The sequence below is a fragment of the gamma proteobacterium SS-5 genome (assembly GCA_009497875.2).
Classification (GTDB): domain Bacteria; phylum Pseudomonadota; class Gammaproteobacteria; order Chromatiales; family Chromatiaceae; genus Magnetovirga; species Magnetovirga frankeli.
The window spans coordinates 842,075-865,184 of the sequence record CP032508.2; the positions used below are offsets into that span (position 1 = coordinate 842,075).

The 23,110-nt window shown below is 63.9% G+C and carries 24 protein-coding genes; 19 read left to right on the plus strand and 5 right to left on the minus strand.

All coding sequences use genetic code 11. The features are described from left to right. Window positions 1–10: 10 nt before the first annotated feature. The 19 genes from D5125_09050 to D5125_09160 all read left to right on the plus strand — a co-directional run bounded on the left by D5125_09050 (window position 11) and on the right by D5125_09160 (window position 18,293). The gene (locus tag D5125_09050; GenBank protein QFY89620.1) at window positions 11–1,912 is read left to right on the plus strand and encodes a TSUP family transporter; all 1,902 of its coding nucleotides are present in this window, start codon (window positions 11–13) and stop codon (window positions 1,910–1,912) included. Window positions 1,913–1,988: 76 nt separating this feature from the next. Further along, on the plus strand, window positions 1,989–2,639 hold the full coding sequence (locus D5125_09055; GenBank protein QFY89621.1) for a tetratricopeptide repeat protein: 651 nt from the start codon (window positions 1,989–1,991) through the stop codon (window positions 2,637–2,639). Window positions 2,640–2,660: 21 nt separating this feature from the next. Next, window positions 2,661–3,638 carry a LemA family protein gene (locus D5125_09060; GenBank protein QFY89622.1) on the plus strand — a complete coding sequence of 326 codons (978 nt, stop codon included), beginning with the start codon at window positions 2,661–2,663 and terminating at the stop codon, window positions 3,636–3,638. A 3-nt stretch (window positions 3,639–3,641) separates the two neighbouring features. Continuing rightward, on the plus strand, window positions 3,642–3,908 hold the full coding sequence (locus D5125_09065; protein QFY89623.1) for a helix-turn-helix domain-containing protein: 267 nt from the start codon (window positions 3,642–3,644) through the stop codon (window positions 3,906–3,908). Then, entirely contained in the window at window positions 3,898–4,812 is a 915-nt protein-coding gene (gene mamB / locus D5125_09070; protein ID QFY89624.1) for a magnetosome biogenesis CDF transporter MamB, read from the plus strand. The genes D5125_09065 and mamB overlap by 11 nt, the downstream gene beginning before the upstream one ends. A gap of 10 nt (window positions 4,813–4,822) precedes the next feature. Then, window positions 4,823–5,353 carry a hypothetical protein gene (locus tag D5125_09075; protein QFY89625.1) on the plus strand — a complete coding sequence of 177 codons (531 nt, stop codon included), beginning with the start codon at window positions 4,823–4,825 and terminating at the stop codon, window positions 5,351–5,353. An 18-nt stretch (window positions 5,354–5,371) separates the two neighbouring features. Continuing rightward, entirely contained in the window at window positions 5,372–5,872 is a 501-nt protein-coding gene (locus D5125_09080) for a magnetochrome domain-containing protein (protein ID QFY89626.1), read from the plus strand. 441 nt (window positions 5,873–6,313) lie between these two features. Next, on the plus strand, window positions 6,314–7,591 hold the full coding sequence (locus D5125_09085; protein ID QFY89627.2) for a hypothetical protein: 1,278 nt from the start codon (window positions 6,314–6,316) through the stop codon (window positions 7,589–7,591). A gap of 104 nt (window positions 7,592–7,695) precedes the next feature. Next, window positions 7,696–8,022 carry a hypothetical protein gene (locus tag D5125_09090; protein ID QFY89628.2) on the plus strand — a complete coding sequence of 109 codons (327 nt, stop codon included), beginning with the start codon at window positions 7,696–7,698 and terminating at the stop codon, window positions 8,020–8,022. Window positions 8,023–8,225: 203 nt separating this feature from the next. Beyond that, window positions 8,226–9,419: an MFS transporter gene (locus tag D5125_09095; GenBank protein ID QFY91111.1), complete on the plus strand. Its 1,194-nt coding sequence runs from the start codon at window positions 8,226–8,228 to the stop codon at window positions 9,417–9,419. A gap of 123 nt (window positions 9,420–9,542) precedes the next feature. Further along, on the plus strand, window positions 9,543–9,770 hold the full coding sequence (locus D5125_09100) for a hypothetical protein (protein ID QFY89629.1): 228 nt from the start codon (window positions 9,543–9,545) through the stop codon (window positions 9,768–9,770). Window positions 9,771–9,864: 94 nt separating this feature from the next. Continuing rightward, the gene (locus D5125_09105; GenBank protein ID QFY89630.1) at window positions 9,865–11,772 is read left to right on the plus strand and encodes a trypsin-like peptidase domain-containing protein; all 1,908 of its coding nucleotides are present in this window, start codon (window positions 9,865–9,867) and stop codon (window positions 11,770–11,772) included. A gap of 50 nt (window positions 11,773–11,822) precedes the next feature. Continuing rightward, complete coding sequence (locus tag D5125_17000) at window positions 11,823–13,799, plus strand: hypothetical protein (protein ID QPB72229.1); 1,977 nt, start codon at window positions 11,823–11,825, stop codon at window positions 13,797–13,799. 60 nt (window positions 13,800–13,859) lie between these two features. Beyond that, entirely contained in the window at window positions 13,860–14,870 is a 1,011-nt protein-coding gene (locus D5125_09130) for a rod shape-determining protein (protein ID QFY89634.1), read from the plus strand. Window positions 14,871–15,182: 312 nt separating this feature from the next. Further along, the gene (locus D5125_17005) at window positions 15,183–15,995 is read left to right on the plus strand and encodes a hypothetical protein (protein QPB72230.1); all 813 of its coding nucleotides are present in this window, start codon (window positions 15,183–15,185) and stop codon (window positions 15,993–15,995) included. Between the two features lie 52 nt (window positions 15,996–16,047). After that, window positions 16,048–17,073, plus strand: a complete 1,026-nt coding sequence (locus D5125_09145; protein QFY89637.1) for a rod shape-determining protein — start codon at window positions 16,048–16,050, stop codon at window positions 17,071–17,073. A gap of 19 nt (window positions 17,074–17,092) precedes the next feature. Further along, the gene (locus tag D5125_09150; GenBank protein ID QFY89638.1) at window positions 17,093–17,356 is read left to right on the plus strand and encodes a hypothetical protein; all 264 of its coding nucleotides are present in this window, start codon (window positions 17,093–17,095) and stop codon (window positions 17,354–17,356) included. A gap of 46 nt (window positions 17,357–17,402) precedes the next feature. Further along, window positions 17,403–17,945, plus strand: coding sequence for a hypothetical protein (locus D5125_09155; protein QFY89639.1), 543 nt, complete (start codon window positions 17,403–17,405; stop codon window positions 17,943–17,945). Between the two features lie 117 nt (window positions 17,946–18,062). Beyond that, window positions 18,063–18,293: a hypothetical protein gene (locus D5125_09160; protein QFY89640.1), complete on the plus strand. Its 231-nt coding sequence runs from the start codon at window positions 18,063–18,065 to the stop codon at window positions 18,291–18,293. A 46-nt stretch (window positions 18,294–18,339) separates the two neighbouring features. Here the strand turns inward: D5125_09160 and D5125_17010 are convergent, their stop codons facing one another. The 5 genes from D5125_17010 to D5125_09180 form a co-directional block, all read right to left on the minus strand. After that, window positions 18,340–18,486: a hypothetical protein gene (locus tag D5125_17010; GenBank protein ID QPB72231.1), complete on the minus strand. Its 147-nt coding sequence runs from the start codon at window positions 18,484–18,486 to the stop codon at window positions 18,340–18,342. A 104-nt stretch (window positions 18,487–18,590) separates the two neighbouring features. Further along, complete coding sequence (locus D5125_09165) at window positions 18,591–19,856, minus strand: DUF4178 domain-containing protein (GenBank protein QFY89641.1); 1,266 nt, start codon at window positions 19,854–19,856, stop codon at window positions 18,591–18,593. 2 nt (window positions 19,857–19,858) lie between these two features. Further along, the gene (locus tag D5125_09170) at window positions 19,859–20,506 is read right to left on the minus strand and encodes a DUF4178 domain-containing protein (protein QFY89642.1); all 648 of its coding nucleotides are present in this window, start codon (window positions 20,504–20,506) and stop codon (window positions 19,859–19,861) included. A 2-nt stretch (window positions 20,507–20,508) separates the two neighbouring features. After that, window positions 20,509–21,501 (minus strand): SPFH domain-containing protein, encoded by a 993-nt coding sequence (locus tag D5125_09175; GenBank protein QFY89643.1) that lies wholly within the window; start codon window positions 21,499–21,501, stop codon window positions 20,509–20,511. A 91-nt stretch (window positions 21,502–21,592) separates the two neighbouring features. Further along, on the minus strand, window positions 21,593–23,110 hold the full coding sequence (locus D5125_09180; protein QFY89644.1) for a 4Fe-4S binding protein: 1,518 nt from the start codon (window positions 23,108–23,110) through the stop codon (window positions 21,593–21,595).

Here is a 23,110-nt window from a genome sequence, read left to right on the forward strand (position 1 = left end):
AGGCAAACGAATGCACAAAGAAGAATTTCAACTGGCACCAAACAACTTTGTCTTCTGTGACAAACGCTGGCGCCTGGCCGCCGGGCTGCTGGGCACGGCGGTATTGCTGACCTTTCTGTGGGCGCTGTATCTGCTCGGTATCTCCCTGGAGCAGTATCGGCTGGACGACTACAGCATCAGCCACCACCCGGCCCATGTCACCCACGGCACCGCCGGCCTGACCCCGGTGGCCGGCGAGCTGGCCGCCCTGCAACAGAAGATCATGCCGGCCCTGGTGCATGTGCACGGCATGGGCCAGATCCGGCGCGCCCAGGGCGGCGTGCCCAACATGCTCGGCTCCGGGGTGATCGTCCACCCGTCCGGTTATGTGGTGACCGCCGCCCATGCCGTGGCCAATCATCCCAGGCTGATCATCGATGTGGCTACCGCCAATGGCCCCAAGCGCTATCCGGCGCGGCTGATCAAGCTGGACCCGGAGCGCAACCTGGCCCTGCTCAAACTGCGTACCCAGGAGCGCTTCCTGTTCCTCAAGCTGGCGGATACCCGCCAGATGCAGCCGGGCGAACCCCTCTACGCCTTTGGCTACGGCCTGCGCAGCTCGGTGATCGGCAAACAGGGCAGCCTGCTACAGCGCGGCCTGATGCTGCAAACGGCCGACCGCAACCTGTCACGCCTGTTCCAGACCGATGCGGTCTATTCCTGGGAGCAGACCGGCGGTGCCCTGGTCACCGGCCAGGCGCAACTGGCCGGGGTCAACCTGGCGCTGAACGCCAACGGTCAGACCCTGGGCTATGCCATCCCCTCCTTCCAGATAGACCAGGCCTTTGGCGATGAACTGGCCCTGGCCTCGGCCACCTCGGCCCAGGTGACCCAGATGGCCGCCTGGCCCTCGCTCGGCATCAGCGTGGCGGCCACCGGCAACAGCCCCAACCCCAGCGCCAATCCCAGCCCCGGCGCGGACCCGGCAGCGGCGGACCTGGAACACGCGAACAGCTTCACCATCTCCGGTCAGACGGTAGAATCGGCCGTTGGCCTGGCCCTGCTCGGCCTGGCCTCGGGCATAGTCGGCGGGCTGGTGACCATGGGCGGCGGCATCTTCCTGGTCAGCGGCATGCTCATCTTCTTCGGTTACGGCATGGCCCTGATCCGGCCGGTGTCTTTCATCACCAATGTCTTCACCTACGGCGCGGCCAGCATCAAGAACCGCGCCGCCGGGTTGATCATGTGGGATCGGGTGCTGCCGCTGATCCCCTGGGCCGTGGCCGGCGTCATCCTCGGCTATATGGTAGGCTCCAAGCTGGACGACCAGGTCATCGCCTACCTGCTGGGCTTTTTTGCCCTGCTGATGGCGGCCAAGACCCTGCATGAGATCTTCCACGACGAGGAAGACATGCAGATCGTGTTCGAGCAGAAGGGCGACCTGGACCCCGGCGAGCGGGTCAGTGATCGTGAGGCCCTGGGCGAGATCCTGGAGGGTATTCAGGACTCCGGGGCGGATGATCAGGCCAAGGCACCTGCCGCCAAGGGCCGCTCGGATCTTCTCAGCAACGGCGTGCTGGGCGTGCCCATGGGCCTGGTCAGCGGCCTGTTGGGGATCAGCGGCGGCGTCATCGAGGTGCCCTTGCAGCGGCACCTGGCCAATATCTCCCTGCAGAACGCCATAGCCAACAGCTCGGTGATGGTGTTCTGGGCCTCCCTGGCGGCGGCCGTGGTGGCCTTGGTACATGGCAGCAGCATAGGTGCCTTCGAGTGGCAGAAGGTGCTGGGCATCGCCCTGGTGATGATCCCCAGCTCCTACATCGGCGGCATGTTGGGGGCCAAGATGCTGCCTCACCTGCCCACCCATAAGCTGAGGTGGGTCTATGTGGCGCTGATGCTGTTGATCGGCGTGCGTATGCTGTTTGGTCAATGAGGCGGTGCTGCTGCTCCCCGCTTGACCCCCAGATGAATTCCGAGTCTCAACGCCAAATTATTTTCAGAGAAACGCTATGAACATCAAAATGGACCTCTTCGATCTGCTCGGCCTCTATGCCAGGGCCGGGGTGAATATTGCCAGCCAGCTCAGCAGCAGGATAGTGCAGGGCTTTCAGCAGGTCTTTGTCATCGACGATGCGCTTAAGTACAACTACTTCCGCGACAAGGGCATAGCCCACGCCAAGTCACGCCGCTATCGCCAGGCGATGACGCTGTTAGAGCAGCTGTATGAGATTGACCCGGAGGACGCCGAGGTGGCGCTCTATCTGGGCGTCAGCCTGATGAAGACCGGCCAGCGCGAGGAGGGCCTGAAGCTGCTGGAAAAGGCCAGCGCGGCCTTCCCGGACAATACCCGCATCGCCACCATACTGACCCTGGCCTACAGCCAGGACGAGGACTATGCCAAGGCCCTGCCCCTGCTCAAGCGCATGGCCGATGCCGATCCCGAGGATGCCCAGCTGCACTATCGGCTGGGCGAGGCCGCGCACAAGACGGGCAACAACAAGCTGGCCATGGAGGCACTGAATCGAGCCTGTGAACTCAATCAGCGCGACCGCAAGAGCGCCAACCTGTTGGGCCGCATCTATGAGGCCGAGGGTATGGCCGACGAGGCGGCGGAGCAGTTCAAGCGGGTGGCCGATCTGGAAGCGGCGCAGGCCGAGTGATAGGTATTCCGAGCAGTAGCCATGGCCAGTGAATTCGACAAAAAGGAGCGTATGCGCAACAGCCGCGAGCGGTTGCGCGAGCTGTATCACGACGAGGTCAGTCCCGGCTTCCGGGTGCCGCGCATGGCTGCGGCCAAGACCCTGCTGGTACTCAGCCTGCTCACCCTGCTGTTGTTCTCGGCCACCCTGCTGTTCAAGTTCAACTACTTCATCACCATCCAGGAGGTGGTGCTGGCCAAACGCGGTCACCTGGAGGGGGCCTACCAGCGCCGCTCCAACCTGTTTGAAAACCTGCTCAAGCTGACCCTCAATCACGCCGCCCTGGAGCACGAGGTGTTCTCCCACGTGGCCGACGTGCGCAAGGACATCATCAAAAAGCTGGAGCTGCCGCCAGAGGTACAGCAGGCCGTGGTGGCCAATCTGGAGAGTCGCCAGAATCCCAGCTTCTCGGACATCTCCAAGGCCCTGCAGGGGATGACCTCGGGCAACCTGGAGACCTCCATCGGCCGCCTGCTCGGCGTGGTGGAGCAGTATCCGGACATCAAGTCCTCGGAGACCTATAAGCAGATGATGGACTCGCTGATGATCATCGAGGACCGCATCGCCGAGCGGCGCATGGAGTATCAGGAATCCATCCGTCAGTTCAACCGGGAGATCTCGCAATTTCCCTGGTATATCCTGGCCAAGGCCACCGGCTTCAAGCGTTTCGACTACTTCTATGCCGAGCGTGGGGCGCATATACGGCCGCAGATCCATGCCGACATCTTCGAGCAGCTGTTGCCCATGGTGCGCCTGGGTGAGGGGGCTGGCGGTCATGGCGTGCCCCAGGGCGAAACCCTGGCCCCGCCGCAGGATGACCCCTACAAACGCCTGCGCAAGGATGAGAACTCCAGGCTGGAGCCGATCCATGAGCGGGCGCTGGAGCAACCGGGCCTGCGCACCCTGGAGACCGATGAGGCCAGTGGCGTCAGCGAGGACCCGGCACAGGGAAGCGAGTAGGCGATGTTCTGGACCTCCATTGCCCGCCTGCTCACGGCCCTGCACCTGACCTATGCGCTCAAGAACCTGACCGATCAGGGGCGGCGTGAGCGGTGCGAGATCAACCCCAACCGCATCTATAACAGCAAGGAGGTGGCGCGGTTATTGGAGATGGAACGCAGGGACGTGTTGCGTTTGATTACCCAGGGGGCGCTCAAGGCGCGATTGGTAAATGGCAACTACCGCGTGAGCGGACAATGCATCCTAGAGTATCTGAAAAATGAAGTTTGAACATTGCAAAGAGTGTCGCAACGAGGTGGTCTGGTGGGCCTTCTTCGTCAACATTGCGCAGATGACCTACAAGGGGCTGCTTGGCGTCATGACCGGCAGCGCGGCCCTGATTGCCGACGCCATGCACTCGGGTGCCGACGTGGTGGCCAGCAGCGTGACCATGGCCAGCCTGAAGATCTCCGCCAAACCGGCCGATGAGCGCCACCCCTACGGCTATGGCAACATCCAGTTCATCTCCTCGTCCATCGTGGGTCTGATCCTGATCCTGGGGGCCATCTATCTGATCTATGAATCCTTCATGGCGATTCTCGCCGGTGAAATCAGCGCCCCCAACGTGGCTGCGGTGCTCGGCGCGGCCCTGTCCGCCCTGACCAACGAGCTGATGTACCGTTACCAAAGCTGCGTGGCCACCGAGAACAACAGCCCGGCGATCATGGCCAACGCCTGGGACAACCGCTCCGATGCCCTGTCCTCCCTGGCCGTGCTGGTGGGCATACTGGTGGCGGTGATGGGCTTCCCCATCGCCGACAACTTGGCCGCCATCGCCGTCGGCTTCATGGTGGTGCGCATCGGCGTGGAACTGAACACCGATGCCATCAGTGGCCTGATGGATTCTTCCATCGAGATCGAAGACCTCAAGGAGGTCTATGACCTGGTCAACGAGATCGACGGCGTCGAGGGCATCGCCTATCTGCGCGGACGCAACGTGGGTGAAGACCTGCATGTGGAGATCAACATCAAGGTCAACCGTAACCTCAGCGTGGCCGAGTCAGACCAGATCAGCGACTGGGTCACGGAGAAGATCGAATACGAGGTCGGTCACGTCAAGGACGTGCTGGTGCTGCTCACCCCGGTAGAGGTGGTCGGCAAGAAGAAACCCCGGGTAATCCCCGATCCTGCCTAGGTAACAGCTCATGAGTCAGATGCGCAAAATGGGTCCCGAGACCTGGATCATGCTGGTCACGCTGCTTTTCATCCTGGTGCTGGCGGTGCTGGCCCTTAGTCCTGAAGAGCGGCCCAAGGCCGTCACCAAGGGCGTCACCCTGGCCAACCCGGCCACCGGCATGACGGCGGCCTGGAACAGCAACCCGGCCCGGGCCAACAACGCGGCGGCCCTGCAGCCGGTCCAGCCCATCACCACCTATCCCTACAACGGCGTGGTGGATCAGTTCGTCAACCGTGACCCCAAGGGTTGGGGCCAGGTCCACATCCTGGTGAACGATGGGGCCGGTCTGATCCAGGATGTTTCCCTCGCGCCGGAGTGGTATCTGTCCTTCCAGGGCTGCGTCATCCGCCGTGGTCTGCACGTGGAGGGCGTGGGCTTTCATTTCGACGGCGTTACCCAGGGCGGCAGGCTCTATGCCAAGAACGTCATCGTCAACGGCGTGCGCTGTCGCCTGCGTACCGATCAGGGCCTGGCCCTGTGGACCGACCAGATCCGCTGACCCCATGCCCATTGGCCGATGAACTGGAACCCCAAAACCCTGCGCAGAAACGCCGGCTGGCTGGCCCTGGGCCTGGTGGTGCTGGGTTTCGCCCTGTTCTGGGTGCGTGAGTTTCAGGACGTCTCCGTGCGCGCCCTGAACAACGCCTACGACGGCCGCCTGCCCAAGCCCACCGAGCCCAGCCTGTTCGACCCGCTCAAGGAGATCCTGGCACCGCCCCAGACCCGGCCCATGCGCATCAGCCACATACCCAGCATCAACATGGGCCAGAAACTGCCGCACCCCTATGTTGGCCCCTGCACCAACTGCCACCTGCTGGAGGGCGGCCCGGCGGCGGGCAGCCAGGCCAAGACCCCGGTGGGTGCCATTCTGGAGGAGCTGAGCCGGGACGTAGGCAAGCTTGGCCCCAATATCACCCCCAGCTCAGAGCGCCCCCATCCCCCGGCCGGACGCTGCATCAAGTGCCACGACATCATCGTCCAGGTGCCGGTGGAGAAAAGCAACTTCATCTGGCAATAGCCGAAGATCAGGCAGCGAGCAGCGCCCAGGCTGGCCTGTTGGGGCCCATTACTGTGAAACTTGCGCCTTGCTCGCTACGGGCACCTAAACCCGACAGACTCCTAGGCAGCCAGTGAATGTCTTAAGTTCGCCATTGGAACGACACCGCGCCCCATCCAGCCTGAATTGGTCCGATCTAGCTGATTTTTCTTTTGTTCTGCGATCTTGCTCAGCTCGGGGCGGCTCCGGTGCGGCTCCAATTTGGCTGATTTCTATTTTTTTTTTTTTTTTTTTTGCGAAATCGCATACCATAGCCCTAACTGATTGATCGGCCTTGTATTTAAGAACTGTTCTTATTTGTGAAGCGGTCGATTTTGGCAGTGATGCGTTTGTATTTACTGCATAGTAAAAACTTTAGTTAAGTCATCAAATGGGGAAGCCAAAATGGTAACAGGTCAAGCAATGAATAATGGTGCCGCAGGGGCCATGTTGGGGAATCGAGCGGTGGAGATGGAAGGTGCGCGCAACCTGGCCGCCGCCAAGGGTGCGGGTGCGGCCAAGGCCGCAGGCGCAGCCAAGGGTGCCGCTGGCGCGGCCATGGCAGGCCTTCCCGAGATGGAGATGGAAGGGGCACGCAACCTGGCTGCGGCCAAGGGCGCGGGCGCGGGCAAGACCGCTGCTGCCGCCAAGGGCGCAGGCGCGGCCAAAGGTGCCGCTGGCGCGGGTATGGCGCGCCTGCCTGAGGTAGAGATGGAGGCGGCGCGCAACCTGACCGCAGCCAAGGGCGCGGGCGCGGGCAAGACCGCTGCTGCTGCCAAGGGCGCAGGCGCGGCCAAGACCGGCGTGGCGGCCAAGGGTGCCGGTGCCGCTGGGGCCCAGGGCAATGCCATGGCCCAGGCTGCTCAGGCCAAGGCGGCTGCGGCCACTAAGATGGGCAGCATCGGCAAGGGGGCCATGATCAGCCCCGCCGCCACCATCGACCCCACGGCGATTATCGGCAAGGGGGTGATCGTAGGTGACGGGGCCAGCATCGCCGCCGGTGCCAACATAGGCAACAACAGCGTGATCGGGGCCGAGGCCACCATCGGCAAGGGCGCAACCCTGTCCAAGAGCGTGGCCGTGGGTCAGGATGCCAGCATCGGCAAGATGGCCAGCATCGGCAAGGGCGCGGTGATCGGCAACGATGCCAGTATCATGAAGGGCGCCAGCCTGGCCAAGGGCGCAGTGGTGAAGAATGGTGCCACGGTCGCCGCGCCCAAGGCGGCGGCAGCGGCCAAGATGGGTGCCGCCACCCAGGCCGGCACCGCAGCCAAGACGGGTGTCGCGGCCAAGGCCGGTGCCGCAGGCGCAGCGGCCAAGGCAGGCGCGGCCTCTCAGGCCGGTACGGCGGCCAAGGCCGGTGTTGCCAATGGCACCCTGGTGGCCGCAGGCGGCGGCATGACGCCAAAGATGATGACGGTCGTGGCCACCGGCAGCAGCAGTGGCAGCGCCATGGCGGCCACCGGCGGCACGGCGGTCAAGGGGGTCAGCGCCGGTACCTTCTGGAGCGGCGGTGGCATGGGGCTGGGGCTGGGTATAGGGGCCTGGGGTACGGTATTGGTGGGCGGACTGGCGGCCGCAGCCGTGTATGGCTATGTGCGCAGTCGCCGTGCCGAGGCCGAACAGAGCGGCCAAGAGGAACAATTCCACGAACAACGGGAAAAGATTCTGGATCAGGCCGAGTCAGTCGCGGTATCCTGAGCCCAGTTTTTGCTGATCCCAATCCCTGCCCCAGCCCTGCTGGCTGGGGCAGGGGGTTGATCAATCATTTGAAATTTTAGGTCTTTTTAGCATTAGGGGGATTTATGAGTGTGGAAGTTGTAGTACATGGCGAGAACAACATGCGTTCTCGGGTATTGGCTCTGATGAGCTATCTGGGGGTTTTGGTGTTCGTGCCCCTGGTGACCAACCGAGATGACGAATACGTGCATTTCCATGCCCGCCAGGGCCTGGTGATCTGGACCTTTGGCGTTCTGGCCATCTTCATGCTCTATGTGCCCGGTCTGGGTAAGCTGATTTTCAGTTTCCTGGCCATGGCGGTCATGGCATACTCTCTCATTGGCATAGTCTCGGTAGCCTTGCACAAGGCCTGGAAACTGCCCTTCATCTACGGGCTGGCCAGCAGGCTTTGAATTCAACTCCGGGTATCCGGGCCGAGCCATTCAGGCCCCGTTTTTGAGTTGATACCACTGGCCTGTCATAGGGCCGATGGCACTGCGCGTCGGGGGCAAGATTCGTCTTGCCCCTGTTTTTCTGTAAGCAATAGCGAAGTTCACTGGCTGTGACCGTCGAAAACCACTACCGCAACACCCTCTACCTGATCTCGGCCCTGTGCATGATCTTCATGACCATGATCCTGGCCCTGCAGCCGGTCTATCTGCGCGTGGTGCTGGGGGTTTCGCTGGAGGATGCCGGTGCCATCAACGCCAACGTGCAGGTGCTCACCGAGGTGCTGGATCTGCTCATCATCGGCTACATGGGCCATCTGTCCGATGTCTATGGCCGGGTGCGGGTGGTGGTCTGGGGCTTTGTGGTGGCCGGCATTGCCGCCCTGATTGTGCCCTACAGTCTGGAGGTGGGGTTGTTTCTTGGCATCGGCGGCCTGGCCGTGTTTTATCTGATGCGCATTGTCATGTCCCTGGGCACCACGGCGGTCACCCCGCAGCTGGCGGCGGTGACCGGCGACTTTTCCGACTTCAAGGACCGCGCCCCGCTGATGTCCAAGATGGCCTTCATGATGGCCTTCGGCGCGACCCTGGTGTACGCGGTGCTGATGCAGATGCCGCGCTATGTGGGCCTGATCCCGACCATGCTGATCATGCCGGCGGTGGCCTTTATCGGGGCCTGGCTGGCGCACAGGTATCTGATCGACCTGACCCCGCCGGTGAAGGAGCGCAAGATGCCCTGGCGCGAGGGCCTGGCCCTGATCAAGGCCGACCGGCGCCTGCGTCTGGCCTTCCTGTCGGCCTTTTCCTCGCGCAACGACCTGGTGCTGATTGGCCTGTTTCTGATGCTCTGGTTCGTCTATTTCGCCGATGTCATCGGCATGGGGCATGAGGAGGCCGCTGCCCGGGGCGGCGCCCTGATCGGCCTGATTGGCCTGGTGATCCTCATCTCCATCCCTGTCTGGGGCTGGTTCATTCAGCGCTTCGGGCGCATGGCCGCGCTCGCCGCCGGGCTGTTTCTGTCCGGTATCGGCTTTATCTCTATGGCCTTTGTGGTCAACCCCTACGACTGGGGCATCTATGTCCCGGCCCTGTTCATGGCGGTGGGCCAGGCCGGCACCCTGATCGCCCCGCAGGTGTTGACCATCGACCTGTCGCCGCCGCCCATGCGCGGTTTCATCCTGGGGGCCTTCAATACCATCGGCGGCATAGGCATGATCTTTTTCGTCCAGATCGGCGGTTTTCTGTTCGACTGGATCGGCCCCTATGCCCCCTTTGTCTTTACCGGCATAGGGAATCTTCTTATCATGCTCTACGCGCTGTGGTTGATGCGGGTGGAGGACGAGCCGGAGGCAGGGGACTGAGGACAGAGGACGGAAGATAGATCTTTGTGTCGCTACGCGACAGATCAATAAACCTGGCGCGAAGCGCCTCAGCAATCTGTCCTCTGTCCTCAGTCCCCGGCCTGCCTTTCTTAGGATATGAATATGCTGCAAATAATTACCGGTCTGCTGGCGTTGGCTTTGGGGCTTTGGGGCCTTTCGCTGTGGTGGTTTTCGGTCCAGGAGCTGTTGCGCGGTCTGCTCCCCGTGCTGTTGATCCTGCTGGGCGCGGCGGCCCTGATGGCCGGTGTCAGTCGGCCTGCGCCACGCAGCGACAGGCCCCGCTCGGACCAGGAATTGATCGACGAATTGAGCAATGAACCCGGTTCCTGACCTGACGCGGCCCGCCCTGGCCCGTATCGGCGGTCGGCCTGCCTGGGGCCGCTGTGGTGCAGACTATTCCCGACAGAACCCTTGACCCTGACCTATGCAACTCAACCTAGGCACCTTTGGCACGGCGGATCATTGCGGCAAGAATACCCGCAAGTATCTGTATGTAATGGCAGGCATGGCCCTGTTCATACTGCTGGCCACCTACGGCTATGAATACCATTATCTGCCGAAGAACCAGAAGCAGCAGACCCTGGCTGCGGTGAATCAGCCTGCGGGCCAGGCGCTTGCCTTCACCGCGCCGCCCGCCATGCAAGCCCCCCCTGCCGGTGGTGCGGCCCAAGCGGTTGCCTTTCAGGGCAATCCGTCGATGATGCTGCCGGTGGACCGGCCGCCGCCCAGGCCCCAATTCCAGGATGCGGTGAACGCGCTCAAGGGCAGTATTGTCAGTGTCACTGCCAGCAGTACCCGGCTGGCCGCAGGCCAGGTCGCTGCCCTGGGCCAGACCGGCCCCCGCTTTGCCGCGCCCAGCAACGGCAGCAGCAGTGAGCGCATGGGCTCGGGTGTAATCCTCAGCCAGCGCGGCCACATAGTCACCAATCACCACCTGGTGCGGCAGAGCACTGGCCTGATGGTCGGCCTGTTCACCGATCAGGGGCTCAGGCAGCATCGCGCCGAGATCATCAAGGTCGATCCGACGCAGAACCTGGCCCTGCTGAAGATCAACCCGGAAGGGCCGACCCGTCCCGCTCCCCTCGGCGACAGCAGCAAGATCCAGGTGGCCGACTCGGTCATCACCCTGGGCAATCCCTTCGGCCTGGAGCTGAGCGTCAGTCGGGGCATAGTCTCAGGTATGCGCCGCGCCATCACTATCGGCGGCGTGGTGCATGATCAGCTGATCCAGACCGACGCGGCGATCAACCAGGGCAACTCCGGCGGTGCCCTGCTCAACCGGGCCGGGGAGGTGATCGGCATCAATACCGCCATCTATACCCCCACCGGGGCCTTCGCCGGGATTGGCTTTGCCATTCCCATCAACCGGGTCAAGGCCTTCATCCAGGACGCGGTCAGGTTGACCGACATGGCCCAGGGCCAGGGCAACGCCATGCAGCAGCTGGCCCCCCTGCCGATCAACCTGACCGGCTCGGCGACCGGGGCCAGGGGCCCGATGCAGAATATCGCCGCGCCCCAGGGGCCGCCGATTCGCGCCAATGCCATGCCCCCGGCCAGCCACAGCGACGGCCGTGAGCGCATGGCCTGCGCCACCTGTCACCGGATCCAGCCGAACGGGGCGAACAACCCGGTCGGCCCGCCGCCACAGACACCCTCCAGCCAGGCGCTTCGAACCCAGCCCGTGGTGGCGCAAAACCATTCACTGTACCTGGAGGGGGCCGTACTGGACCCGCTCAGCGACCTGCTGGTCAGCCGCATCAATGCCCAGGTCAGTGACGGGGCCTTCATCAGCACCGTCTATCCCGGCACGGCGGCGGAGCAGGCCGGTCTGCAGGCGGGTGATATTGTGTTCAAGCTCAACGGTCGCTGGGTACTGACCCCGGATGAACTGTTGGCGCGGGTGGCCGAGTACCGGGTTGGCGACAATCTCCGGCTGGGGGTCTATCGCGGTACCGAGCGGCTCAATCTCAATCTGGTGTTGTCCGGACAACTAGAGCAGGCCAACCCCAGGGCACCGGCGCAAACCGCGCAGCCACTGCTGGAGGAGCTGCGTTGGATCGGCATGGAACTCAAGCCCATCACGCCGGAGTTGATGGCCAAGAAGCCGGAATTGCAGGGCAAAAAGGGGAGTCTTGCGGGCGATGTAGGCCCCGGCTCTCTGGCCGAGCGGTTTGGGATGCAAAAAGGCGATATCATTCGACGCATCAACGGTACCCCGGTGAATGATATGCTGGAGTTGGAACGGGCGATCAACGCCGCCCGGTTGAATCAGGGGGTATTGCTCCTGTTGGAGCGCAACGGCAGGGCGATCTATCTGACCATCAGGCAATAGCCGGGTCGGGCCTTGTGGGTGAGTGACAAAGGGGCCACAGGAGAAACCAGGTGACCGCAAAGGGCAACAAGCCACAAACAAGCAACCGAGCAGGCACGCAGACGGCCAACCCCTGGGCTGCCAAGGGGTCTGCCGCGACCCAGGCCGAGACGGGGCAGATTGCCGCCAGCGAGGCGGGGGATGATGCGCAGACCCCGGACCCGGCCCCAGCAGCGCAAGGGCAGGGCACCAGCACCAGTGCCAAGCAGCCCCCGGCCCGCACGGCCAGGACCAGGGCCGCATCGAACAGGCCCAAGGCAGACACAAGGGCCGCAGCAGGCACAGAGCGGGCCACCGAGACGGAATCCGGGGCAGAGGCCAAGGCGGGCAAGGCAGCGGTCAGCGGCAAGAAAACGGTCGGAAAAAAGGCAGCCAGCAAAAGAACCGCCAGCAAACAGACCGCCAGCAAGAAGACGCCAGCCAGGAAGACCACAACCGGCAGGGCAGTAACGGACAACCGCAAAACCCCTGAGGAGGGGGTGGCCAAGGCCGCTCCAAGGGGATCGGCCGCAGCGCAATCGCAATCGCAAGCCCAGCCGGAGCCAGCCCAAACCGCAGCACAACCGGCCCAGGCTGCGCCAACTTCAACGCCAGCTTCGGCACCTGTTGTAGAGACGGCACCGGGGGGCGAGGCGCAACAGGCATCCGGCTCAGATCCCCTGCTGGCGGCGGCCCAGGCCAGCGGCCGCGCCCCCCGCCTGCGGCTTGCGGGCATGGGCGCGGTCTGGAACCGCCCGCAGGGCCAGGCCCTGGCCCCCCAGCGCGCCGTAGTGGCCATGGCCCGGGCCGATGGCAGGCCCCAGCGTCTGGCCACGCCAGCGGAACTCTGGCCGGGGCTGATCCCGCGCAGCAGCCAGGAGGTCAATCGCCCGGCTGAGGCGCAAGCGCCAGGGACGGACCAGCCATCAGAGGCGGGTGGGTCGGCACAACCAGCCGGGGCCGATCAACCCAGCGCGGGGCCGGAGGAACAGAGGCCGATCGGGCAAGAGGCGCTGGACAAGGAGCAGAACGAGCCGGGACCGGCACTGTACGCCGGGCTGGGCTCGGTGGTGATTGAATCCCAACCGGCATACGCCACCCCGGCCTATGCGGAAGACGAACAGGACGCGGCCAATGAGAGCGCCTATCCAGCAGAACCCGAGCCAGAGGCGGAAGCGGCACCCAGTCCGCAGTCAGGGCCTGTGCCCGAGCCCGAGTCAGTGCCAGTGCCAGAACCTGAGCCTGAGTCAGAGCCTGAGCCAGAGCCCGAACCCGAACCCGAACCCAAGTCGGCCGACGGCGTGGCGGATTGGGCCTTGGCGCGGGAAGAGGTCGGCGAGGTCTGGGTCTTGAGCGCGCAGATGCCGGATGGCTCGATCAGGGATATCCAGTGGCTGGGCATGGGCGAGGAAGGGCTGAGGGCCGACACCCAGCCGGGCCAGCAATCGGCCGATACCCCTGGCGTTGAGGACCAGGGCGGTCATGAACAGGGCCTGCGCCAATCGCTGGAGCAGCTGAGCCATGCGGTGGACGACCTGGATCGGGAACTGCAGGGCGTGGCAAGCGGCAGGCCGACAGACACACAGACAAACACCCCGGCAGCGGGGCAAACCCAGAGTGAGACCGACATGAGTGGCGCAGAAAAGACAGAGGCCGAGCTGGCCGAAGAGGAAGAATTCAATCCCGACGACCATCCCGAATTCGCCAGCGTGCTGGATGGCGTGGGCGCGACCCGCACGCCCTCCCTGGTCGCCCGGCAGATCGAGGCGGCCACCGCACGGGCCCAGGCCAATCCCCAGCCAGGTCCCCAGGCGCAGCGCCATGAGGTGCCGGTTGAACCCCTGTTCGCCGGGGTGGTAAGCAGCCTGGGCAATGGCCTCAGTTCGGTGGCCCAATCCGGTCGCTATGCCGTGCTGGGGGTAAAATACAGCGCCGAGGACAGCAAGGCCCTGATGCGCAGGCTCGGCTCGGTGTTCCGCCGTGGCAAGGCCGATGACAGCAGCGGCTAAGGGCGTGCGGAAACAGGTTTAACAGGTACAATCAAAACTCAACTTTGGCTGGAGGATTCGATGGAAAAACACGACTTGTTGATCGGTATTGACCTGGGTACCTCGCGTACCTCGGTGGTATCTAGCCGGGGTGCCCGCATCACCTTTGATTCGGTGGTGGGCTTCCCCAAGGACGTCATCGGCGTGCGGCTGCTGGGCAGCACCTACGCGGTGGGCGATGAGGTGCTGGACAAGGGCTATCTGGACCTGCAATACCCCCTGGAAGACGGCGTCCTCAAGGAGTCGGGCGACCAGGACACGGCGCGCAAGCTGCTGGAATACGCCATCGCCCAGGCCGAGCCCAATGAGGGCGAGCGCGTCTGCGCCATCATCGGCGTCCCGGCCGATGCCAGCGGCGTGAACCAGTCACGGGTGCTGGAGCTGGTGCGTGACATGGTCGATGTGGCCATGGTCACCTCGGAGCCCTTCCTGGTCGCCTTCGGCCTGGAAAAGCTGATCAACAGCATCGTCATCGATGTGGGGGCCGGCACCGTGGATATCTGCGGCCTCAAGGGTGGCATCCCGCGCAGCGGCGACCAGAACAGCCTGACCAAGGCCGGTGACTTTATCGACGACCTGCTGCTGAAGGCCATCTCCAGCCGCTACCCCGGTGCCAAGCTGACCAAGCGCCTGGTAAAGGAGATCAAGGAGGCCCATGCCTTCGTCGGCAAGCCGGAACAGCCCGTCGAGGTCACCCTGCGCGAGGCGGGCAAGCCGGTGCTGGTGGACATCACCGAAGAGCTGCGCCATGCCTGCGAGGCCATAGTGCCGGAGATCCTGGAATATACCGAGAAGCTGATCGCCGGATTCGACCCCATGGATCAGGCCGAGGCCCTGCAGAACATCATCCTCGCCGGTGGCGGTTCCAAGATCACGGGCCTGGCGCAGATGGTGGCCAACGGCCTGAGCGACTACGGCGATGTCAACGTCAGCAATGTCCAGGACGTGGTCTATGCCGGCTGCGACGGGGCCCTGAAACTGGCCCGCGAACTGCCCCCGGAATACTGGAGCCAGATCGGCGCAACGACCTAGAGATTTGGCCTCCCCCTTTGCCAAGGGGGGTGAAGAACTCCCCCCCTCCGACCCCCCCCCTTTTGCAAAGGGGGGGGTGAAGACGTCCCCCCTCGGTCCCCCCTTTTGCCGAAGGGGGGGAGAGGAACTCCCCCCCGGTCCCCCCTTTTGCGAAAGGGGGGGATTTGCATCACTTTTTTTGAAGGTGAGAGGGGGCAAGTAGTTACATTTTGTTCAACATCTCACGGGCAAGGACCCGGAGTCTGCCAACCGCTGACAGCTGAAGGCCGACAGCCAACCCTTTTGAGATACCACAGCACAGAGGCACTCGCCATGAGTATGACCGATTATCCGGAGCCTGAGGTCTGGCGCAGGCAGGCCGATGCCGCGCCCACCGCTACCACCCGGGTCGCCAAGGCCCGCGCCACGTCGCCGGCCAGGGCCGCACAGCAATTGCCTTGGCAGCGGCAGGCGGCCAACCCGGCCTGGGTCGGGGACAGGTCCGCTCCGGCGGCGGGTCAGGCCCGGCAGCAACTGAGCGAGGCGGCCCAGGTGATCCTGCGCCTCGGCAGACCGGCCCGCCCCGAGGCGGCCGCCAAGGCAGCGCCGCAGCAGGGTCGGCCCCAGCAGGCCCAGGGGCAAGGCCCGCAGCGGGAAGCGGCGGCGGCTATCCCGCCCAGGCCCAGGCTAGTCTCGGTATTTCAGCGCAAAAGGCCCAAGGCCGAGGCAGCGGAGCGCGGCGCTGGGGTGCAGCGGCAGCCCCAGCTTCAGACTCAGTCCCAGGTTCAGGCCCAGACCCAGACCCAGACCCAGACCCAGACCCAGACCCAGACCCAGACCCAGACCCAGACCCGAAGCGGCGCGGGTTACGCCCAGGTCGGTGCCGAGATCGGCGGCGGCGCACGGCAACTGCTCAGCGGAACCACGCAGATCCTCTGTGGTGCCCTGCACGGGGTGACCGCCACCGGGCGTTATTCCCTCGACGGCGTGCTGGCCGGTACCCGTCTCACCCTGGGCGGGGCCCTGGCCGCCGGTCGTTACAGCCTGCTGGGGGTCAGATATGCCCTGCATGACAGCCTCAGCCTGGCCCGAGGGGCGCTGGGTCGGATCTGTCCCGAACCCAAGGCCAGCCCAGAAAAATGCTAATATGCCGGCCTGAACCCGCGCCATCGGCGCATCCACCGGAGATACCTCGCCCATGAGCGAAAACGACCTTCTTCTCGGCATCGATCTGGGCACCTCGCGCACCGCCGTGGTCAGCAGCCGTGGGCTGCGCACCCTGTTCGACTCGGCGGTGGCCTATCCCAAGGATCTGATCGGCGTCAAGCTGCTCGGCGCGGCCCACGTGGTGGGCAGCGAGGCCCTGGGCAAGAGCTTTCTGGAGGTGGACTATCCACTCAAGGACGGCGTCCTCAAGCAAAGCGGCGACATGCAGCAGGACGCGGCGCGCAAGCTCATAGCCTATGCCGTGCAGGAGGGCCAGCCACGGGAGGGGGATCGCATCTGCGCCATCATTGGGGTACCGGCCAACGCCAGCCGGTTCAATAAATCCCTGCTGCTGGAACTGGCCCAGGAGTGCCTGGACCTGGCCCTGGTGGTGTCCGAGCCCTTTTTGGTGGCCTATCAGCAGGAGCGCCTGGTAAACAGCATCGTCATCGACATAGGTGCGGGTACCACGGACCTGTGCGGCCTCAAGGGGCGGCTGCCCCAGCCGGAGGACCAGAGCAGCAACACCAAGGCCGGTGATTACATCGATCAACTGCTGATGAGCGCCATGCAGCTGCGCTATCCCGGCCTGCAGCTGACCAAGGCCCTGTGCAAGCAGATCAAGGAACAGCACGGCTTTGTCGGCCCCGCCGAGGGACCCATCGAGGTATCCCTGCGCGAGGAGGGTCGGCCAGTTGTGGTGGATGTCACCGAGGAGCTGGGCTATGCCTGTCAGGCCATAGTGCCGGAGATCATCGAGGCGATCGAATACCTGGTGGCCCGTTTCGATCCGTCTGACCAGGAAACTGTCCTGCAGAACATCATCCTGGCCGGGGGCGGTTCCCGCATCCGTGGGCTGGATCGGCTTATTGCCGCCAAGCTCAAACCCTTCGGCGAGGTGCGCGTCAGCCGCGTGGAAGACATCGCCTACGCCGGGGCGGAGGGTGCCCTGAAGCTGGCCAGTGAGCTGCCACCGGATTACTGGGGCCAACTGGGCGAGTCCATGCTGGGTGCCTGAGCCAGCGGGGCGGTAGGCGATGATTCAACTGGCGGTGAAGGGCAAGCTGGAGCACACCCTGGCGCGGGTGGAGCGCGCCGTGTTGGACCAGGGTGGCCAGTTCCAGGGTGACAGCCGGGCCGGCACCTTCTCCGGCAAGACCCCGCTGGGCGAGGTGCAGGGCGAATACCGGGTGAGCGACGGGCAGATCTGTATCCGCATACTGCGCAAGCCCAGCATGGTGCCCCTGGGCATGATCGAGAAACAGATCCGCGCCTTTTTCGCGGAGCAGAAAGCGACCTGATGGCCTGCTAGACGTGCGCTAAATCAGTACACAGGAGACCCTGAATATGCCCCTGATACCCTTCATGATTGTGGGTGGCATCACCGTTTTGCTGGCACCGCTGTTGCTTATCCTGCTGGGCCGCCCCAAGGGCGGTAAGCCCCGGATCGAGGGCATAGAGCTGGACAAGGACAGCGATGAGGATGTCATAGTCACCAGCGAAGAGATCCCTCTGGACAACGGCCAGGGCAGTGATGTCATGAGTTCGGAGCACGAATTCAGCTGCTGCGCCGGTAACGAATTATCCCTGCACCGCAGCCATGAGATCGAGATGGGGCTGGATCACGCCCTGTTTCCCCTGCTGGAGGCGGGCATAGCCAAGAGCCTGAGAAAGGGCATGGGCCTGGAGATGAATGAACGCATCACCCGCTCGGTAAAGATACGCTTCAACGTCGCCCCAGGGGCGCGGAACCGCTACCGCATCATCTGGAAGCAGCAGCGCCGTCGGGGCAGCCTGGTGTTCAAGCAAGACAGGCAAGAGTTGCGCCTGCCCTTCGAGATCACCTACGGCCTCAGCCACGAGGTCGAATCCCTGCCTGGCTCCGCCTGAGCCCCGGCCGCCCCAGGGACGGGCAGACGCTTGATAATTCGCAATCTTCCTGGTCACTGTGTGTAACTCCTGTTACAATTCGGCTTCGTTTTGCCGGGTCAATGTACGAGGGCCATTGTGGAGATCGAAACCGCCGAAACCGGTGTATTGCTGCTCAAGGGGGCAGGCATCAAGGCCGCCGCCAGCAAGGCCAGCCTGCTGGCCCTGCCCAAGGGTGCCTTTGCCATCGGCCTGGGCACCGGCCTGCTCTCCGGCGTGGCGGTGGTTACCCTGGGCATGATCGCCATCAGCTATGTCATCGACCGGGCGCAACAGGAGAGCCACAGCCTGTCCATTCCCCCGCTCTGATATCTCCCTTCGCCCTGACCTGAGCCGATTTGTCGTACTCAACCCATCATTTACCGTGGAAGCGCCTGACCCCCATGGAGCCTTGGCGCACGCTGGGGTCGAGCTTGGGTGCGCCAACCCCGGCATCGCTGTAGGTCATCCAGGCGGCCCCCAGGGTGAGGCCGCCGAACAGTAGAAAGATAAGGCTCTTCATAGGCTCAACTCAATCTCAAGATCCCGGTGTGCTTAGGTCCCGCTCCGCGCCTGTCGGCCAGGCCCAGCAGGCGGGCTTTGGCGGTCTGCTGGCCGCTGAACGCATCAATCGTCTTCATCCTCGGCCACCGGTGCCCAGCGTCTTGTCTCCAGGGTGCTGCGGCGGATCAGAGGCACGAAACTGGCCAGCAGGGTCAGTAGCAGCAGGATAAGGAACCAGCGTAGCAGCAATACCCCCTCGCTGACCTTGATGTAAACCCGGCTGCGGTAACCGGAGCCGCCGCCCTCGGCGTTGAGTTCCAGCCGGTACAGGCCGGGCTCGGGCACCTTGAACAACAGCTTGGCGCTCTGCGAGCCCTCGCTCCAGGACTCGCCGCCCTCACGGCCATAGTAATAGCTGATCTCCTTGCCGGTGTTGAACAGGGGCGCGCCGTCCTTGAGCAGGCTGATCTCCAGCCACATCCAGGCATTGCTGACGTTGGTGATGAACTTGGCCTCCACCAGACGCTCGGCATTGCTGACCCGGAAGTCCTGGGTCTGCGCCCCTTCGGGCTGGCTGATCTGCTCCCAGGCCAGGGCCTGCTTGAGCACTTGATTGCCACCGCCAACGGCCATCAGGCCGATCAAGACCAAAAAGGCCAGGGGGGCAAACAGGAGGCCGCTGGCCTTCAGGGCCAGACCCAGCTCGCTGGGCCTGAAGGGCTGGGCGGGATGCACCCCGCTGGGCTTGCGCGGTTCTATGCCAAAGGCCTCGGCCACCTCTTGGTGGTCAAGGTATTCGCCCAGGTAATACTCCGTCTCTTCCCCCTCCATCTCTTGCGACAGACTGTAGGGCGGGGCAATGGCCTCGGCTACCCGTAGTCGGTCACCCACCTCGGCGCGCCAGGGCAGTTCCCCCGCTACGTCCAGCACTTCGGCGGTATAGGCCTCATAAAAACGAAACGAGTGCCTGCCCAGACGGACCTTCTGCTTGAGCTTGAGATCGCCCCAGCTGCGCGAGGGCACGGGGATGTCCCGCTCGCGCCGGTGAAACACGAAGTGGCCGTTGCTCCAGGCCAGAAAGGCGTAGCCGTGGGTGGGCGAGAACAGGCAGAACTCGGTCCAGACGTCCTCCTCGGCGCGGTAGCTGATCAGGCCGATGACGCGGAATTCCACCCCCTTGAGCTGGCCCTTGATGCCGATTTGCAGCGGCAGGTAGCTGCGCCTGCCCTGATCCTCGGCGTGGCGCTTGAGGATGTTGAAATCGGCATGGGCATCGAGCAGGGTGCCGCAGTAGCTGCAGGTGAGGGTCTCCACCTTGTGGCCGCCGTATAACTCCAGCGGCGCGCCGCAGGCGGTGCAGTTGATGCGGCGTACCTCGCTCTCGGCCATGCTCAGAGTGCCTCGATACGGAAGGGGTCCATCCACTCGCCCAGGAATACCCCAGGGGCGGCGGCCGGGTCGTCATACTCCAGGGTAATCAGCTGACGGCCAGGGGCGGAGAGGTGCACATAGTCGAAGGTACGCCCCGGCTTGACCACTTCGGGCAGGGCACCGGCCATGCCCTGATACTCGGCACGGCCGAACTCGGTGGCGACCCAGCGGGCGTTGAACAGCTCCAAGATACCCCGCCGACGAATCTCTTCCAGGGCCGGCAGGGCCAGGTTGCGCTGCGCCTGTTCCATGACAAAATCGCCCTCGTCAACGCTGATCCAGACCCCATCGGGGCGGTCGGTCTGGCACCACCATTCGTCCCAGCTGCCCCGGCCGTAGCTGAAGCGCAACATGCCGGCGGGCACCAGCAGCAGATCGCCGTAGCGGTATTGGCGGCCCAGCTCGAACAGGGAGGGGTAGTCGGCCAGCTCGGCCTGCTTGCCCAGGGGGTCAACCCCCTTCTTGCCCAGCAGGAGCACCGAGCGGCAGTTGTCACAGGCCACCAGACGGCTGCCGGAGTAGGTCTTGGGCAGGGGCGCGCCGCAGGAGGGGCAGTTGAGCTGCTTGCCCTGCTCTTGAAACAGCGGGGTCGGCTGGGCCCTGGCCATGCTCAGTCGCTACGCAGGGGGTTGCCGCAACTGGCGCAGAACTTGGCCGTCTCCGGGCTCAGCTGGTTGCACTTGAGACAGCGCACCATGATCTGCTGCTGGGCCGGGGTTGCCTGTGCCGAGGTCGATTGCTGACCACCTATGCCCAGGGCACCACCCATGGCCTGCCCCATGGCCAGGCCCATGCCGGCCCCGGCCCCGGCGGCGGCCAGGCCGCCCTCGTTGCGTGCCGCATCGGGGATGGAGTTGGCCACCTGAAACTTGGTGTAGGCATCCAGATTGCCTACCGCCGCCATGCTGGAGCGTTGGTCTATGGCCTGTTCCACCGCCTCGGGCAGGGATACGTTTTCGATGAAGAAGGACTCCAGCCCCAGGCCGTAACGGGCAAAGTCCGGCTGCAGGGCCTGATGCAGGGCATTGGAGAATTCGTTGAGATTGGCGGCATAATCCAGGAAGGGGTGATCCGCCTCGCCGAAGAAGTCGCTCAGGCGGGTGATGATGGTCTTGCGCAGCTGGTCTTCGATCTGATTGACCCGAAAGTGGGCGGAGGTGGCGCTGATCTCGCTCATCACCTGGCGCGGGTCGAGAATGCGAATGGCATAGACGCCAAAGGCGCGCAGGCGGATGACGCCGAACTCGGGGTCGCGCAGGGTCACCGGGTTGGGCGTGCCCCAGCGCAGGTCGGTGAATTGACGGGTATTGAAGTAATAGACCTCGGACTTGAACGGTGCGTTAAAGCCGCGGGTCCAGTTCTGCAGGGTGGTCAGTACCGGCAGGTTCTCGGTCTTCAGCTTGTAGTGACCGGGGCCGAAGACATCCGCCACCTGGCCCTGATAGACGAAGATGGCCTGCTGGCTTTCCCGTACGATCAGGTCGGAGTCCATCTGGATCTCCCGATTGTGGGTGGGAAAGCGATACACCAGGGTATCTTCGGAATCGTCCACCCATTCGATGACATCGATGAATTCACCGGCAATCTTGTCCCAAAGGCCCATGCTATCCCCCGTTTGCTGCTGGATGTTGGTCTGACTGCAAGGCTAGCACCATCGGCACCAAGCACCAAGCCCATTAGAAGTCAAAACAGCTTTAGCCGTCCAGGATCATCTGGTTCACCCTGGAACGGCTCTCGCCCACCGAGCTGACGCGGATCGCCGCCAGGTCTTCCACCGGGCATTTGTTCTCGCAGACCCCGCAGCCGATGCACAGGCGCGGATCCACATAGGGCTGCTTGAGCGGGATGCTGCCGCCATCGCGGGTGGCGATGTCCACCTGTTTGTACCAGATCGCCTTGGGCGAGGTGGGGCAGACCTCCTCGCAGACGATGCACTCGGTGTGCATGGACCAGGGCAGACAGCGGCCGTGGTCGTAGAAGGCGGTGCCGAGCTTGATCGGCTTGTCGAAGGGTGCCTCGCCGATCTTCTCCGCCACGCTGATGCGGCGGATGGCCCCGGTGGGGCAGGCCTGGCCGCAGAGGGTGCAGTGGTGCTCGCAGTAGCCCAGCTTGTTGACCAGGATCGGCGTCCACAGCCCCTCCAGCCCGGACTCCAGCAGGGCCGGTTGCAGCACATTGGTGGGGCAGATGCGCATACAGGCGGCGCACTTGATGCAGCGGGCGAGAAAGTCGGTCTCCTCCAGCGAGCCGGGTGGGCGGATCGCCTGGTGGGTCGGCGCGCTGTGGGCGGCCAGTGAGCTGCGCATCATCGGTAGCAGGGCGGCGCTGGCCACAGCGGTCTCCACCAGCCTTCGGCGGTTGATGTCCAGGGGTTTGTGCACCGAGCTGCGCTGCTTCGGCAGGCCGTAGTGCAGGGCCTGGGTCGGGCATTCCTCGATGCAGTTCATGCAGACGTGGCACTCGCTGACGCGCAGTTCGGCATGGGGGTCGCAACCGCCCTGACAGGCCTTGAGGCACTTGTCGCAATCGATGCACTTATCCACGTCGCGCTGGATGCGCAGGGGCGCCCGCCGTGACAGCACGCCGAGGAGGGCACCGAGGGGGCAAAGGGTGCGACACCAGAAGCGCGGCAGGAAGCGGTTGGCGAGCAAGATGGCGAGCAGGATCAGGGCGATGAAAACGCCGCCGAGAAACACCGGCTGATTCAGATAGATGGGCACCCCGGCCTGGTTCAGCGCCGGGAACACCGCCAGGCTGAAGCTGCGCACCATCAGGGCGATGGGATCGAGCAGCCCCACCTGCAGCGAACCGAGCAAGGCCAGCACCAGCAGCGCGGTGAGAATGTAGTACTTGAGCCGATAAATGGGCCGATAGCGGTTCAGCTCGTAGCGCTGGGACGGGCGCAGACCGTGGAACAGCCAGCCAAGAAACTGGTTGGCTATGCCCAGGGGGCAGATCCAGGAGCAGAAGAAGCGCCCCATGAACAGAGTCGGCAGGATGATCAGCAGCGCCAGCAGCAGGCCCATATAAAAGGTACCGCTGGTGAAGAAGGCGGCGATGGCGGTGAGCGGGTCCAGTTCCAGCAGTAATTTGGTCGGGTAGCCCTGCATGCGGCTGTAGTCGGTAACGAACAGCAGGCCGACGAACAGGGCAAAAAAGAACCCGGCATAGATGCGGCGGTAGGTGCGGAGTTTTTTCGGTAGCAGGGTCAT